The 14,362-nt window shown below is 70.1% G+C and carries 14 protein-coding genes; 9 read left to right on the top strand and 5 right to left on the bottom strand.

Annotated features, from left to right (window positions below; all coding sequences use genetic code 11):
- Window positions 1-10: 10 nt before the first annotated feature.
- The 3 genes from EOW65_RS05055 to EOW65_RS05045 are packed head-to-tail and all read left to right on the top strand — an operon-like array spanning window position 11 to window position 2,557.
- Window positions 11-937 (top strand): ABC transporter permease, encoded by a 927-nt coding sequence (locus tag EOW65_RS05055; RefSeq protein WP_128147901.1) that lies wholly within the window; start codon window positions 11-13, stop codon window positions 935-937.
- 10 nt (window positions 938-947) lie between these two features.
- The gene (locus EOW65_RS05050; protein ID WP_128147900.1) at window positions 948-1,802 is read left to right on the top strand and encodes an ABC transporter permease; all 855 of its coding nucleotides are present in this window, start codon (window positions 948-950) and stop codon (window positions 1,800-1,802) included.
- 11 nt (window positions 1,803-1,813) lie between these two features.
- Window positions 1,814-2,557, top strand: a complete 744-nt coding sequence (locus tag EOW65_RS05045) for a glycerophosphodiester phosphodiesterase family protein (protein ID WP_128147899.1) — start codon at window positions 1,814-1,816, stop codon at window positions 2,555-2,557.
- Here EOW65_RS05045 and EOW65_RS05040 read toward each other — a convergent pair whose 3' ends face one another.
- Complete coding sequence (locus tag EOW65_RS05040; RefSeq protein ID WP_128147898.1) at window positions 2,558-3,775, bottom strand: bifunctional alpha/beta hydrolase/OsmC family protein; 1,218 nt, start codon at window positions 3,773-3,775, stop codon at window positions 2,558-2,560. It lies immediately after the preceding gene.
- 182 nt (window positions 3,776-3,957) lie between these two features.
- Between EOW65_RS05040 and EOW65_RS05035 the strand changes: the two genes are divergently transcribed.
- The 6 genes from EOW65_RS05035 (at window position 3,958) to EOW65_RS05010 (ending at window position 11,223) form a co-directional block, all read left to right on the top strand.
- Window positions 3,958-4,668 (top strand): ABC transporter ATP-binding protein, encoded by a 711-nt coding sequence (locus EOW65_RS05035; RefSeq protein WP_128147897.1) that lies wholly within the window; start codon window positions 3,958-3,960, stop codon window positions 4,666-4,668.
- Window positions 4,662-7,031 (top strand): ABC transporter permease, encoded by a 2,370-nt coding sequence (locus tag EOW65_RS05030; protein ID WP_240664509.1) that lies wholly within the window; start codon window positions 4,662-4,664, stop codon window positions 7,029-7,031. The genes EOW65_RS05035 and EOW65_RS05030 overlap by 7 nt, the downstream gene beginning before the upstream one ends.
- 1 nt (window position 7,032) lies before the next feature.
- Window positions 7,033-8,265, top strand: coding sequence for an efflux RND transporter periplasmic adaptor subunit (locus EOW65_RS05025; protein ID WP_128147896.1), 1,233 nt, complete (start codon window positions 7,033-7,035; stop codon window positions 8,263-8,265).
- A 118-nt stretch (window positions 8,266-8,383) separates the two neighbouring features.
- Complete coding sequence (locus tag EOW65_RS20355) at window positions 8,384-9,001, top strand: helix-turn-helix domain-containing protein (RefSeq protein WP_164879996.1); 618 nt, start codon at window positions 8,384-8,386, stop codon at window positions 8,999-9,001.
- Between the two features lie 10 nt (window positions 9,002-9,011).
- Window positions 9,012-10,274 (top strand): FAD-dependent oxidoreductase, encoded by a 1,263-nt coding sequence (locus EOW65_RS05015; RefSeq protein WP_164879995.1) that lies wholly within the window; start codon window positions 9,012-9,014, stop codon window positions 10,272-10,274.
- A 10-nt stretch (window positions 10,275-10,284) separates the two neighbouring features.
- Window positions 10,285-11,223: an ornithine cyclodeaminase family protein gene (locus EOW65_RS05010; RefSeq protein ID WP_128147893.1), complete on the top strand. Its 939-nt coding sequence runs from the start codon at window positions 10,285-10,287 to the stop codon at window positions 11,221-11,223.
- On the opposite strand, the gene EOW65_RS05005 is transcribed toward EOW65_RS05010, so the two are convergent.
- The 4 genes from EOW65_RS05005 to EOW65_RS04990 form a co-directional block, all read right to left on the bottom strand.
- Window positions 11,224-12,144 (bottom strand): LysR family transcriptional regulator, encoded by a 921-nt coding sequence (locus EOW65_RS05005; RefSeq protein ID WP_121530457.1) that lies wholly within the window; start codon window positions 12,142-12,144, stop codon window positions 11,224-11,226. It lies immediately after the preceding gene.
- A gap of 70 nt (window positions 12,145-12,214) precedes the next feature.
- Window positions 12,215-12,883 (bottom strand): amino acid ABC transporter permease, encoded by a 669-nt coding sequence (locus EOW65_RS05000; protein ID WP_121530151.1) that lies wholly within the window; start codon window positions 12,881-12,883, stop codon window positions 12,215-12,217.
- A 12-nt stretch (window positions 12,884-12,895) separates the two neighbouring features.
- On the bottom strand, window positions 12,896-13,564 hold the full coding sequence (locus EOW65_RS04995; protein WP_121530150.1) for an amino acid ABC transporter permease: 669 nt from the start codon (window positions 13,562-13,564) through the stop codon (window positions 12,896-12,898).
- 7 nt (window positions 13,565-13,571) lie between these two features.
- Window positions 13,572-14,333, bottom strand: a complete 762-nt coding sequence (locus EOW65_RS04990) for an amino acid ABC transporter ATP-binding protein (RefSeq protein ID WP_128147892.1) — start codon at window positions 14,331-14,333, stop codon at window positions 13,572-13,574.
- Between the last annotated feature and the right edge of the window lie 29 nt (window positions 14,334-14,362).

The following is a 14,362-nucleotide window of genomic DNA, read 5'->3' as shown; positions in this document are numbered from 1 at the left end:
AGGACCGCCGATGCTGCGCTTCGTCGCCCTGCGGCTTGCCCGCGCGCTTGCCACGGTGATCGCCGTGATGACCTTCGCCTTCGTCGTGCTGCGCCTGTCCGGAGACCCGGCGCAGGTGATGCTGGGCCCCGACGTACCGCAAGAGGCGGTCGAGGCCTTCCGCCGCTCCTGGGGGCTCGATGCGCCGCTGTGGCAGCAATACCTCGCCTATCTCGGCGCGATCTTCCGCGGCGATTTCGGCGTCTCGATGCGCGACCATTCGCCGGCGCTGGCGCTGGTGCTCGAACGCGTGCCGGCGACGCTGCAACTGACGATCCCGGCGCTGATCCTGAAGCTCGGCCTCGGCATCCCGGCCGGCGTCTATGCCGCACTGCACCGCGACAGCCTGATCGACCGCGGGGTGATCCTGCTGGCCGTTGCGGGCTTCACCATCCCCTCCTTCGTGCTGGGGCTGGTGCTGGTGCTGATCTTTGCCGTGACGCTCGGCGTTCTGCCCTCGGGCGGCTCGGGGACCTGGGTGCATGGCATCCTGCCGACCCTCACCATCTCGATCGGCGGCATCGGCGTTCTGGCGCGCTTCTCGCGCTCGGCGATGATCGAGGTGATGGGCCAGCCCTATATCCGCACCGCTGCGGCAAAAGGCGTGAAATGGCGCAATGTCGTGCGCGGCCATGCCCTGCCGAATGCCGCGGTGCCGATCGTGACGCTGGTGGGCTTCATGGTCGGCTCGCTGATCGCCGGCGCCGTCGTGGTCGAGACGATCTTCAGCTGGCCCGGCATCGGGCGGTTGCTCATCGTCTCGGTCAGCAACCGCGACCTCGCCGTGGTGCAGTGCATCCTGCTGCTGATCGCCGCGGTGATGGTCGTCTCGAACCTTGTGGTCGATCTGCTCTATGGCGCGCTCGACCCGCGGCTGCGCGCGCAGCCCACCACCTGAGGAGGACGCCATGGCCCTTGCCGACATCCTGCCCCGCACCCGCCGCCTGCTGCCCGCGGGCCTGCCCGTCTCGGTCGCGCTCAGCCTTTTCTGGCTGGCCGCAATGCTGATCTGTGCGGCGCTTGCCGATCTGCTGCGCCCCTACCCGATCACCCGCATGGATCTGGCCGCGCGCCTCGCCCCGCCGCTGACGCCGCACCACTGGCTCGGCACCGACGAGCTGGGCCGCGACGTGCTCTCGCGGCTGATCCAGTCGGTGCGGGTCTCGCTGGTGATCGCCTTCGGCGCGACGATCCTCTCGGCCGTCTTCGGCACCACGCTCGGCTTTCTCGCCGCCAAGGCGCGCGGCTGGGTCGAGCATGCCGTCGTCATGCTTGCCGATTTCCAGGCGGCGCTGCCCTTCCTCATCATGGCGCTGGCGGTGCTGGCCTTCTTCGGCTCGTCGATGCCGCTCTTGGTCGGGCTGATGGGCTTTTACGGCTGGGAGCGGTATGCCCGCATCGCCCGTGGCCTCGCGATCTCGGCCGGCGCGCAGGGCTATGCCGCGGCCGTGGTGCAGCTTGGCGCGTCCCCCGCCCGGGTCTATCTGCGCCACATCCTGCCCAATGTCGCCTCGACGCTGATCGTGTCGATGACCCTGACCTTTCCCGAGATCGTCTTGATGGAATCGGGGCTTTCCTTCCTCGGCCTCGGGGTGCAGCCGCCCGAGACGAGCCTTGGCAACATGGTCGGTTTCGGCCGCGATTACCTGACGACGGCGCCCTGGATCATGCTTGCCCCCGCCGTTGTCATCACCCTGACAACTCTTTCGATTTCGCTGGCCGGAGACTGGCTGCGCGACCGGCTCGATCCCACCATTCGCTGAAGGAGCTTCCCATGACCGCCATCAACGGCCACCGCGGTGCCCGCAATCTCTGGCCCGAGAACTCGCTTCCGGGTTTTCGCAACGCCCTGCAGCTCGGCTGCGACGCGATCGAGTTCGACGTGCATCTGACCGATGCGGGCGAGCTTGTGGTGATCCACGATCCGCTGCTCGACCGCACCACCGACGGCACCGGCCCGGTGCGCGCGCTGACGCCCGAGACCCGGCGCCGCACGCTTCTGAAGGACAGCGACACCGGCGTGCCGACGTTCGGCGAGGTGCTCGAGGTGCTGGCGCCGGTGCACGGCCTTGGCCTGCATGTCGAGATCAAGCTCGACGAGGCCGGCCAGCCCTACCCCGGCATCGCCGCCCGCGTCGCCGATGCGCTGATCGCGCACGGGCTTGACCGCCGCGCGCATCTGACCTCCTTCGATGTGGGCGTCCTGCGCGACTGCGCCGAGGTCGCCCCCTCGATCGCCCGCCTCGTCTCGGCCGATGCCGACTGGGTGGCGCGTCAGGGCGGGCTCGAGACCTTCCTCGGCACCGTCGGGCACCTCGTCGACATCGTGGCGCTGCGCCACGACTATCTCGACGCGGAATGGGACGCGATCACCGCGCTCTGGCCGAAGGAACGGCTCTGCGCCTGGACGGTGAACGACGCCGACCGCATCCGCCATTTCCTCGAGCTCGGCATCGGCCATCTGACCAGCGACCGGCCTGACCTCGCACTGCGCCTGCGCAGCACCGAGCCCGCCTGATCAGCCCGCAAGCCGGGTCTCGACCGTGGCACCGTGCGACAGCGTGCGGTGCACCGGGCAGCGATCGGCGATCTCGACCAGACGCGCGCGCTGCTCGGCATCGAGCGGGCCGGCCAGCGTGATCTCGCGCGAGAAGACGTCGATCCGCCCGCCCGCGGCCTCGGCCGCCGCCGCATCCTCGGCATGGAGCTTGCGGTGGCTGACCTCGACCCGGACATGCTCGAGCGGCCAGTTCTTGCGCCGCGCATACATCCGGATCGTCATCGAGGTGCAGGCGCCAAGTGCCGCCGACAGCAGGCCATAGGGCGAGAGGCCACGGTCTGTGCCGCCCTGCGCCAGCGGCTCGTCGGCGATCAGGTGATGGCGCGGGCCGGCGGTGACATCCTGGGCGAACCCCGCCGGGTCAGCCTCGGACACCCGCACCACGCCCTCGGGCACGCCTTCCGACGCGGGCTCGGACAAATCGAGGTAATGCGCGGCCCAGGCGGCAATCACGCCGGCGGCATAATCGGCCTCCGCGGGATCGCTGATCATGTGATCGGCGTCATCAAGGGTGACGAAGCTTTTCGGGTGTTTCGCGGCCAGGAAGATCCGCGTCGCATTCTCGATCCCCACCACCATGTCGCGCGGCGCGTGTAGCACCAGCAGCGCGCGGTGCAGCGCCGCAACCGCCGGGCCGACCGAGAGGCCCGCAAGGCTCTGCACGAAATCGCGCCCGATCCGCAGCCGGGCCGAACCGATGCTGACCTCGGCCGCGCCCTCGGCCGCGATCTCGGCGATCGACTCGCCGAAATGCCGCGCAAGCGAGGCCGGCGCGAAGGAGGCACCGATCGTCGCCACCGCCGTCACCGAGGGCATCTCGGAGGCCGCCAGAACCGCCGCGGTGCCGCCGAGCGAATGGCCGATCAGCAGCCCCGGCGCCATGCCGCGCGCGGTAAGGAAGCGCGCCGCCGCGGTCAGATCGCCGATGCTCGCGGTGAAGCTGCGCGTCGCGAACCCTCCGCCCGCGCCGTCGATCCCGGTGAAATCGAATCGCAGCACGGCAATGCCCGCCGCCGCCAGCCGCGCCGCGATCCGCTGGGCCGCGGCGATGTCGCCACCACAGGCGAAGCAATGCGCGAACAGCGCCGTGGCCAGAACCGGCCCCGCCGGCAGCTCCAGCCGGGCCGCGAGCGGGGTGCCGTCGTGGCCCGGAAAGGTAAGCGATTCCGAGGGCATGGGAGTCTCCTTGCGTGAATTCCGGAGATCAAGGTGGGGCAAGGTGCCGGTGCCGGCAAGGGCACAGGATGCGGCGCTTCGCCCCACGACCGATCTTGCCCCGATACGCAGTTGTGCGGGATCAAGGTGGTGACGACCCGATCGTGCCATGATCGCACCGGGTGGGAGGAGGAGGAGACCGCATGGCGCAGCCCGCCGTCTTTCGCGTCGAGGGGGTGACAAAGACCTATGTCACCGGCAGCGTCACCGTTGCCGCGCTGCGCGGCATTGACCTGATCTTGAACGAGGGCGAGCTTGTGGTCCTGCTCGGCGCCTCGGGCTCGGGCAAGTCGACGCTGCTCAACATCCTTGGTGCGCTCGACAGCCCGACGACCGGGCGGGTGTTCTTCCGCGATACCGAGCTGACCGGGCTCGACGATGCCGGGCTCACCGCCTTCCGCCGCGCCCATGTCGGCTTCGTCTTCCAGTTCTACAATCTGGTGCCCAGCCTCACCGCACGCGAGAACGTCGCGCTGGTGACCGAGATCGCACGCAACCCGATGCCGCCCGAAGAGGCGCTCGACCGGGTGGGCCTTGCCGCGCGGCTCGACCATTTTCCGGCCGAGCTTTCTGGCGGCGAGCAGCAGCGCGTGGCGATCGCCCGGGCGCTGGCGAAGCGGCCCGAGGTGCTGCTGTGCGACGAGCCCACCGGCGCGCTCGACAGTGCGACCGGGGTGACGGTGCTGCAGGCGATCTGGGAGGCGAACCGCGATCTCGGCACGGTGACCGCCCTCATCACCCACAATGCCGCGATCCGGCAGATGGCGCATCGGGTGATCCGGCTCGCCGACGGGCGCGTCACCGCGATCGAAGAGAACGCCTCCCCGCAGCCGCCGCAGGGGATCGAATGGTGATGCGCGCCCTCGACCGCAAGCTGTTGCGCGATCTGCGCCGGATCTGGGCGCAGGCCCTCGCCATTGCCCTCGTGCTTGGCTGCGGGGTGATGGTGCTGGTGCTGGCGACCGGCACCGAACGCTCGTTGCGGCTGGCCCGGCAATCCTTCTACGACCGCATGCAATTCGCCGATGTCTTCGCCAGTGCGACGCGGGTGCCGAAGGGGCAGCTAGCCGAGATCGCCGCGATCCCGGGCGTCGCGCAGGCCGAGGCGCGGATCTCGATGCAGGTGGTGCTCGACCTGCCGGGGCAGACGAAGCCGGCACAGGCGCGGCTCGTCTCGCTGCCCGAGGCGGGGGCGCCGGTGCTGAACCGCCCGGTGCTGCGCACCGGCCGCCTGCCCGACCCGCGCGCGACCGACGAGGTGGCGCTGTCGGAAAGCTTTGCCGAGGCGAACGGCCTTTTCCCCGGCAGCAGTTTCGGCGCGATCCTGAACGGGCAATGGCGCGAGCTGCGGGTGACCGGGCTGATGCTCTCGCCCGAATTCGTCTATCTGATCGGGCCGGGCTCGCTGATGCCCGACGACAGCCGCTATGGCGTGATCTGGATGGGCGAGGTGCCGGCCGCGGCGGCTGCGGGGCTGACCGGCGCCTTCAACGATCTCAGCCTCACCCTGACCCGCGGCGCCTCGCGCGATCGGGTGATCGACGCGCTCGACCGGCAGCTTGCGCCCTGGGGCGGCACCGGCGCCTATGGCCGCGACCTGCAAAGCTCGGACCAGTTCCTCTCGGGCGAGCTTGACCAGCTCGGCGCGATGGCGGTGATCCTGCCGCCGATCTTCCTGATCGTCTCGGCCTTTCTGGTGAACATGGTGATGGGGCGGCTCATTGGGCTCGAACGGCCGGTGATCGGGCTTCTGAAGGCCATGGGCTTCACCGGGCGCGAGATCGCGCTGCATTACCTGAAACTCGCGGCCGGCATCGGGTTGGTCGGGGTGCTGATCGGCTGGGGCGCGGGCTGGTGGCTCGGCGCCGAGCTGACGGCGCTTTACACCCGCTTCTACCGCTTCCCCTGGCTCGTCTACACCCCGGGCACGGCGAGCTTCGCGCTGTCGGCGCTGATGGGGCTTGGCGCGGTGGTGGCGGGCGCGCTGCGCGCGGTGCGCGGCTCGGCCCGGCTCGCCCCGGCGGTGGCGATGCAGCCCCCGGCCCCGCCGCGCTTCCGCCGCGGCCACATCGACGCGCTGGCGGTGCGGCTTGGCCTGCGGCAGACGACGATGATGATCCTGCGCGCGATCACCCGCTGGCCGGGGCGGGCGCTTGTCACCTCGCTCGGCGTCGCGGCCTCGATCGCGGTGCTGGTGGCCTGCTTCTTCACCTATGACGCGATCTCCTCGGTGATCGACGCCGCCTTCAGCCGCACCAACCGCCAGAGCGTCACCCTGACGCTCGCCGAGAACGCGCCGCGCTCGGTGATCGAGGATGCGGCCCATCTGCCCGGAGTGCTGCGCGCCGAGGGGGCGCTTGCCGTGCCGGTGCGGCTGAGCCACGGGCCGCGCTCGGAACGCACACTCCTTGAGGCGCGCAGCCCCGAGGCGACGCTGGTGCAGACCCTCGACGCCGGGGGCCATGCCGTGCCGCTGCCCGCCGACGGGCTGGCGCTGCCCGAAAGCCTTGCAACGAAGCTTGATCTGCACGCGGGCGAGAGCGTCACCGTCACCCTGCTTGCGCCGCCGCGCGACAGCTTCGAGATTCCGGTGACCCGGGTGATCCGTCAGGATCTGGGCGAAACCGCCAGCATCCCCGCCGCGGCCCTTGCCGCGCGGATGCGCATGGCCGAACAGGTGAACCGCATCGACCTGCTGCTCGACCCCGACCGGCTGGCCGAGTTCGACCGCGCGGTGAAGGCGACCCCGGCGATCGCCGGCACGCTGTTCTGGCCCGACGTGCAGCGCCAGTTCGACGCCACGCTGAACGAGAACCTGACCCGCTCGGTCAGCATCTATGCCGTGCTTGGCGTGCTGATCACCGTGGGCGTCGTCTACAATGCCGCGCGCATCCGGCTGTCGGAACGCTCCTATGAACTTGCCAGCCTGCGCGTGCTCGGCTTCAGCCGGGCCGAGGTCGGCGCCGTGCTGGTGGGGGAACTCATGTTGCTCACGCTTCTCGCCATCCCCCCCGGGCTGCTGGGCGGCTACGGTTTCGCCGCGCTGATCGCCGAGGGCTTCTCGACCGATGTCGTGCGCATCCCGCTGGTGATCGCGCGGCGCACCTATGCCGTGGCGGCGCTGATCGCCACCGTCTCGGCCCTTGTCGCAGCCCTTGCCGTGCGCCGCCGGCTTGACCGCGTCGGCCTCGCCACTGCCCTGAAACAGAGGGAATGACATGACCGCTCCCCGCCGCCCCGCCCGCCATTTCCTCGCCCCGCGGTCCCTCACCTGGGCCACAAGCGGTCTGCTTGCCCTCGCCGCGCTGGTCTGGGCGTTCTGGCCCGAGCCGGTCACCGTCGATCTGGCCCGTGTCACCCGCGCGCCGATGGAGGTCACCGTCTCGGCCGAGGGGGTGACGCGGGTGCGCGACCGCTACGAGGTGACGGCGCCGCTTGCCGGCACGGTCTTGCGCGCGCCGGTCGCCGTGGGCGATGCGGTGCGGGCGGGCGAGACCGTCGTCGCACAGATCCAGCCGCTCGAACCCGCCTTCCTCGATGCCCGCGCGCGGGCCGGGGCCGAGGCGGCGGTGGCCGAGGCACAGGCGGCGCTTGCCCTTGCCCGCGCGCGGCTCGCGCAGGCCCGCGCCGATCTCGAGCAGGCGGAAAGCGATTATGCCCGCAACGAGGCGCTGGCTGCGCTTGGCCGGGTGTCGCAGCACCTGCTCGAGGAGGCGACGACCACCCGCGCCGTCGCCCGCAGCGCGCTTGAGGCGGCGCAATCCTCGGTCGACCTGCAACAGGCGACGCTGGCGCGCACCCAGGCCGCGCTTCTCGGCCCGGGCGAGGATGGCGCGGGCAGCGCCTGCTGCATCGAGATCCGCGCCCCGACGAGCGGCGCCGTGCTCGAGCTTGCGAACGAAAGCGCGCGGCCAGTGCAGGCGGGCGATGTGCTGATGACGCTGGGCGATCTGGGCGATCTCGAGATCGAGCTGGACCTCCTCTCCTCGGACGCGGTGCGGGTGGTGTCGGGGGCAAGCGCCCATGTCGAGCGTTGGGGCGGGCCCGAGACACTGGCCGCGCGGGTGCGCCAGATCGAGCCCGCCGCCTTCACCAAGGTCTCGGCCCTCGGCATCGAGGAGCAGCGGGTGCATCTCAAGCTCGACCTGCTCACCCCGCCCGAGGCGCGGCCGGGGCTCGGCGATCAGTATCGCGTCTATGTGCGGGTGGTGATCTGGCAGGCGCCCGCAGTGCTGCAGGTGCCGATCGGCGCGCTGTTCCGCGACGGCGCCGGCTGGGCGGTTTTCGTGGTCGAGAACGGGCGCGCAAGGCTGCGGGCCGTGACGATCGGGCATCAGACCGACCTTACCGCCGAGATCACCGGAGGGCTGGCCGAGGGGGCGCAGGTGATCGCCTTCCCCGGTGCGCGCATTGCCGAGGGCAGCCGCGTCACCGCCGCCCCGGGCGGCTGAGCGCCCAATCCTTGGGCAGACCCCGCTGGCCGAGCGGATTCCGGTCCATGCGCTTCCGGAAATAGTTTGCGTATCCGCAAAATTCTTGCACATGCTCGGGACAATGAAAGGGCCCGCCATGTGGAAGACCGAAATCCGTGACAGCGCCGAAACCGCCCCCGCCGCCACGCCGGCGGTGTCGCTCGGCGCCAGTCTGAAGGCGCTGCGGCTTGACCGGGCGCTGACCCTGACCGCGCTTGCGACCGGAAGCGGGGTCTCGGCGGCGACGCTGTCGCGTATCGAAAGCGGCCAGCTCTCGCCGACCTTCGAGGTGATTGCGAAGATCTGCCGCGGCCTCGGCACCGGCATCGAGGAGCTGCTGAGCTATGGCACGATGAAGCGGCTCGCGGGCTGGCGCTCGCTGACCCGGGCGGGCGAGGGGCGGGTGATCGAGACGCCGCATTACCGGCTCGAACTGCTGTGCGACGACGTGATCCGCAAGCCCTACCTCGTCTTCCGCGCCGAGATCCGCGCCCGCAGCCTGGACGCATTCGAGACGCTGCAGGCCCACCCCGGTCAGGAACAGGTGGTGGTGCAAAGCGGCCGCGTGCGCGTCTTCACCGAACATTACGCCCCCGTCGACCTCGCCCCCGGCGACAGCTTCGCCTTCGACAGTGCGATGGGGCATGCGCTGGTCTCGCTGGAGGCGGAGCCGGCAATCGTTCTGTGGGTCTGCGACCTGCGCGAGACCCCGTAAGGAGAGACAAATGCAAGACGACCGGGTGGTGGTGATCGGTGCGGGGGTCATCGGCACGATGACGGCGCGTGCCCTGGCGAAACGCGGGCGGCGCGTCACGTTGATCGAGCGGTTGCCGGGCGCGGCCGAGCTGTGCTCGCGCGGGAATGCCGGGATGATGGCGGTGGGCCATGCCAAGGCCTGGGCCGAGCCCGCGGCGATCCCGGCGCTTGGCCGGGCGCTGCTCGGTCGCGAACCGGCGGTGCGGGTGAGCCGGTTGCTCGACCCGGCGCTGTGGCGGTGGGGGATCGACTTCCTGCGCCACTGCACCGCCTCCGCCAATGCGGTGAACAGCGACCGCGAGCGGCGGCTGGCGCGGTTCAGCCGCGACATGCTGAAGGCGGCCGAGACCGAGATGGGCCTGCCCGTCGCCACCGCGCACGAAGGCGCGCTCTACCTGTTTCAGGATGCCGCGCAGTTTCGCAGCTATGCCGCCAAGGTCGGCACCGGCGGCGAGATCGAGGCGCTGGATCCCGCGGCGCTGATCGCGCGCGAGCCGGGGCTTGCGGCGATGCGCGACCGTCTGGCGGGCGGGCTGCTCAGCCACATCGACTCGGTCGGCGACTGTCACCTCTTCACCCGCCGCACCGCCGCCTGGCTGGCCGACACGGGCCGCATCGAGATCCGCTATGACACTGCCGTCACCGGCTTCACCCGCCGCAACGGCAAGATCGTCGCGGTCGAGACCTCGGCCGGCCCGGTGCCCTGCGGCGCGGTCGTGCTGGCAACCGGGGGCGAGACCCCTGATCTGACCCGCCCGCTCGGCTTTGCGCCGGCGATCTATCCGGTGAAGGGCTATTCCGGCACCTGGCGGATCACCGACCCCGCCGGCGTGCCGCGCCTGCCCTTCGTCGACGAGACCGAGCTGCTGGCCGTCGCCAATTACGGCGACCGGCTGCGGGTGACGGCAATTGCCGAATTCGCCGGGCGCGACCGCAGCCTGCCGGCCGCGCGGGTGAAGCTGCTCGATGACTATGTGCGGCGCAGCTTCGGCGCGGCGGTCGACCTTGACACGCCCGAATTCTGGACCGGCCTGCGCCCGACCACCCCCGCGGGCCCGCCCTTCCTGGGCAAGGTGAAGCACTTTGCCAACCTCTGGATCAATGCCGGACACGGCCAGCTCGGCTGGACCATGAGCCTTGGTGCGGGCGAGATTCTGGCCCAGCACCTCACCGGCGAAACCCCGGCGCTGCGCGACGTCTCGGCCCGCGCGCGCTGGCTCGAGGCCGCATAGGAGAACGCCCGTGAAGATCCTGAGCCTTGCGGAAACCCGCGCCGCGCTGCCCTTCGACGCGCTGATCGAGGCCCTCGACGCCGGCTTTCGCGCCGGGGGAGAGGTGCCGCTGCGCCACCAGCACCTGATGACCACCCCCGGCGGCCCTGAAGACGTGCTGCTGCTGATGCCCGCGTGGCAGGCGGAGGGCTGGGGCGGGGTGAAGATCGTCAACGTGCACCCGGGCAATGCCGCGCTCGGCCTGCCGGCGATCGCCTCGAGCTATATCCTGTTCGACCGGCGCACCGGCGCGCATGCGCTGATCCTCGATGGCGGCGAGCTGACGGCGCGACGCACCGCGGCGGCCTCGGCGCTGGCCGCGAAACGCCTTGCCCGGCCCGACAGCCGCCGCCAGCTGATCGTCGGCGCCGGCCGGGTCGGCGCGAACCTCGCGCAGGCCTATCGCGCCGCGCTGCCGATCGAGACGGTCGAGGTCTGGAACCGCACCGCGGCCTCGGCCGAGGCACTGGCGGCCGAGCTGCGCGCAGACGGCATCGCGGCACAGGCGGTCACCGATCTGGCCGCCGCCGTCGGGCGCGCCGATGTGATCTCCTGCGCCACGCTCGCCCGCGCGCCGCTGATCCGCGGCGACTGGCTGCGCCCGGGTCAGCACATCGACCTGATCGGCTCCTTCACCCCCGAGATGCGCGAGGCCGACGATGCGGTGATGCGCCGCGCGCGGATCTTCCTCGATACCGATCACGCGCGGGTGGAAAGCGGCGACATCGCGCAGCCGCTCGCCTCGGGCGCGATCGGCCTTGGCGACATCGAGGGCACGCTCGACACCCTGTGCCGCGAGAACCTGTTCCCACGCCGATCAGAGCGCGAGATCACGCTGTTCAAGGGGGTGGGCTCGGGGCTCGAGGATCTGGCCGCGGCGATCCTCGCCCATGACCGGATGGCGGGCTGATCAGCCCGCCGCAGCGGCCCGCGCCGCCTCGAAGGCGCGGGTCTCGGCCGTCAGCCATTTGCAGAACACCTGCAGCGGCTCGTAGCTGTCCTGATCGTGCGGCCAGCACAGGTAATAGGCCTCTTCCGAGCGCATCGGCGCATCGAGCGCGCGCACCAGCCGCCCCGCCGCGATCTCGTCGTCGATGAGGAAGGTTGGCAGCAGCGCCACGCCCAGCCCCGCCGCGGCCGCCTGCGCCGCCGTGGCGAACTGGTCGAAGAGCATCCCATGCACGTTCTGCGCATCGACGTCATGGCGCAGGAAATACCGCTCCCACGCGTCGGGGCGCGAGGTCAGGTGCAGAAGCGGCGCCGTGCGCAGATCGGCCGCCGTGCCGAAGCGATAGCGTTCCAGCACCTCCGGCGCGCAGGCCGGCACCACGTCCTCGCCCATCAGATAGACGCAATCGGCGCCCGGCCAGTCGGTGCGGCCGAAATGGATCGCGGCATCGACCGCCTCGTTGCGGAAGTCGAACTGCGTCAGCCGGGTCACGAGGTTGATGGTGATGCCCGGGTTCGCCGCCAGAAACCCCGGCAGCCGCGGCGCCAGCCAGCGCGTGCCGAAGGTGGGCAGGATGGCCAGCGACAGCGTGCCGCCATGCGGGTTCGCACGCAGGTTCATCGAGGCCTGCGAGATCTTCTGCAATGCCTCGCGCACCTCGCGCGCATAGGAGGCCCCGCCCAGCGTCAGCCGGATCGTCTGCTTCTCGCGGTGGAACAGGCAGGTGCCGAGCTGTTCCTCGAGCGCCCGGATCTGCCGCGACACGGCGCTTTGCGTCAGCGACAGCTCCTGCGCGGCGCCGGTGATCGACTGCAGCCGGGCCGCGGCCTCGAAGGCCTGCAGCAGCGACAGCGACGGCAGAAAACGGCGCGGGGTTTTCATCAGCAGGGCTCCGAGCAGATCGCGCCTGCTTTCGCCCGCCCCCCGCGCCGAGACAAGCATTTTCTGCCGCTCAGACAGCAAGGCGACGCAGGATCCGCGCCTCGACGCGGCCGACGATGCGGGTCAGCGGGAAGGCCACGGCGAAATAGATCACCGCGATCGCCGTCAGCATCTCGACCGGGCGCCCGGTGCGGTTCGAGATCGAGGAGCCGATGAACATCAGATCCGCCATGCCGACCGCCGAGATCAGCGCACTTTCCTTGAAGAGTGCGACCGCGTTCGATAAAAGCGTCGGGATCGCCCGCAGGAGCGCCTGCGGCAGCACCACCCAGAGCGCGAGGCTCATCCCGGTGATGCCGAGCGCGCGGCAGGTGTCATATTGCTCGCGCGGGATCGACTTCAGGCTGGCGCGGAAGGTTTCCGAGGTGATCGCCCCGGCATAAAGCGTCAGCGCCACCACCGCCGAGGCGAAGTTGCCCGGCTCGAAGCCCAGAAGCAGCGGCAGGCAGTAGAAGATCCAGAACAGCTGGATCAGCACCGGCGTGCCGCGGAACAGCTCGACATAGAAGGTGGCGAGCGCCCGCAGCGGCATGAACCGCGACCGCCGCGCCTGCGAGGTGAGGAAGCCGAGCGCGATGCCGAGGGCCAGGCAGATCAGCGTCAGCCGCAGGCTCATCCACAGCCCGATCAGCAGCGCGTCCCAGTACTTGAACGGGACCATGGGGTCGAAATGCATCATCGCAATGCCTCCTCAGGCCTGGACGCGGTCGAACCGCGCCTCGATGCGCTGCACGATCAGCGAGACCGGCGCCGAGATCGCGAAATAGATCGCGGCGACGACGGTATAGGTCTCGATCGGGCGATAGGTCTCGGTGGCGAGCATCTTGCCCGCATACATCAGGTCCGGAATCGCCACGAGCGCGACCAGCGCGCTTTGCTGGAAGATGGTGATGCCATTCGTCATCAGCACCGGCAGCGCGGCGCGCAGGGCATGCGGCAGGATCACGTGCCGGATCCGGGTCCAGCCGGTCAGGCCAAGCGCCGCGCAGGCATCATATTGCTCGCGCGGGACGGACTGGATCGCGGCGCGATAGCCCTCGGCGTTGAAGGCGGCAAGGTTCACCCCAAGCGCCAGTACCCCCATCACCATCGGGTCGATGAACAGGTTGAACAGGATCGGCACGCAGTAGAAGAACCACACCACCTGCACCAGCACCGGGGTGCAGCGAAAGACCTCGACCATCGCCGCGGCGGGCGCGCGCAGCAGCGCGCTTTTGGCGCGCAGAAGCAGCGCGACGCCAAAGCCCAGCGTCAGCCCGATCAGGTTCGCAAGCCCCGTGAGCTCGAGCGAGACCACAAGCCCCTGCCCGAGCTTGTCGAGGTTCTGCCAGACGTAGAAGAACTGCAGATCGTAGCTCATCGCGCCCTCACCTCTTCTTCGCGAAGACGCGCTCGACGAATTCGCGGGTGCGGGCGACCTGCGGGGCGTCGAGCACCTGTTCGGGCGGGCCGTCCTCGACCACCACGCCGCCGGCGGCAAAGACCACGCGGCTGGCGATGTTGCGGGCGAAATGCATGTCATGGGTGACGATCATCATCGGCATGCCGGCCTCGGCCAGCTCCATCATCACCGCCTCGACCTCGGCCACGAGTTCCGGGTCGAGCGCCGAGGTCACCTCGTCGAACAGCAGCAGATCGGGATCGAGCATCAGCGCACGGGCGATCGCGACGCGCTGCTTCTGCCCGCCCGACAGCTGCGAGGGATAGGCGTGGGCCTTCGCATCCAGCCCGAAGCGGGTCAGCAGCCCCATCGCCTTTTCCTCGGCCTCGGCGCGCGACATGCCGCGGGTCTTCACCGGGGCAAGGGTCAGGTTGCGCAGGATGTCGAGATGCGGGAACAGCGTGTAGTGCTGGAACACCATGCCGACGCGCGCCTGCAACTTGCGGTCGATCTTCGTCTTTGCCCCGTCGCGCAGGATATAGGGCTTGCCGTCCATATAGATGTCGCCGCCGACGATGTCCTCGAGCCCCATGACGATGCGCAGAAGCGTCGACTTGCCGCCGCCCGAGGGACCGATGATGACCAGCCGGTCGCCGCGGTCCATCGAGAGCGTCAGGCCCTTGAAGATTTCCAGATCACCATAGGATTTGTGCAGGTTGTGAATTTTGAGGAGCTTGTCCTGAGCCATCGTCCGTGCCTTCGTGCAGAGGGGCGGGC

It is taken from the genome of Paenirhodobacter ferrireducens, from assembly GCF_004022265.1.
Lineage (GTDB): Bacteria > Pseudomonadota > Alphaproteobacteria > Rhodobacterales > Rhodobacteraceae > Rhodobacter > Rhodobacter ferrireducens.
Note: the sequence above shows the minus strand (reverse complement) of the source record. Positions and strands in the feature narration are given on the sequence as shown.

Coding starts and splice junctions, on each gene's coding strand:
- EOW65_RS04990 (WP_128147892.1), bottom strand. CDS start 14,333: ATGGCTCAGGACAAGCTCCTCAAAATTCACAACCTGCACAAATCCTAT.
- EOW65_RS05045 (WP_128147899.1), top strand. CDS start 1,814: ATGACCGCCATCAACGGCCACCGCGGTGCCCGCAATCTCTGGCCCGAG.
- EOW65_RS05040 (WP_128147898.1), bottom strand. CDS start 3,775: ATGCCCTCGGAATCGCTTACCTTTCCGGGCCACGACGGCACCCCGCTC.
- EOW65_RS05035 (WP_128147897.1), top strand. CDS start 3,958: ATGGCGCAGCCCGCCGTCTTTCGCGTCGAGGGGGTGACAAAGACCTAT.
- EOW65_RS04995 (WP_121530150.1), bottom strand. CDS start 13,564: ATGAGCTACGATCTGCAGTTCTTCTACGTCTGGCAGAACCTCGACAAG.
- EOW65_RS20355 (WP_164879996.1), top strand. CDS start 8,384: ATGTGGAAGACCGAAATCCGTGACAGCGCCGAAACCGCCCCCGCCGCC.
- EOW65_RS05050 (WP_128147900.1), top strand. CDS start 948: ATGGCCCTTGCCGACATCCTGCCCCGCACCCGCCGCCTGCTGCCCGCG.
- EOW65_RS05000 (WP_121530151.1), bottom strand. CDS start 12,883: ATGATGCATTTCGACCCCATGGTCCCGTTCAAGTACTGGGACGCGCTG.
- EOW65_RS05025 (WP_128147896.1), top strand. CDS start 7,033: ATGACCGCTCCCCGCCGCCCCGCCCGCCATTTCCTCGCCCCGCGGTCC.
- EOW65_RS05030 (WP_240664509.1), top strand. CDS start 4,662: ATGGTGATGCGCGCCCTCGACCGCAAGCTGTTGCGCGATCTGCGCCGG.
- EOW65_RS05005 (WP_121530457.1), bottom strand. CDS start 12,144: ATGAAAACCCCGCGCCGTTTTCTGCCGTCGCTGTCGCTGCTGCAGGCC.
- EOW65_RS05015 (WP_164879995.1), top strand. CDS start 9,012: ATGCAAGACGACCGGGTGGTGGTGATCGGTGCGGGGGTCATCGGCACG.
- EOW65_RS05055 (WP_128147901.1), top strand. CDS start 11: ATGCTGCGCTTCGTCGCCCTGCGGCTTGCCCGCGCGCTTGCCACGGTG.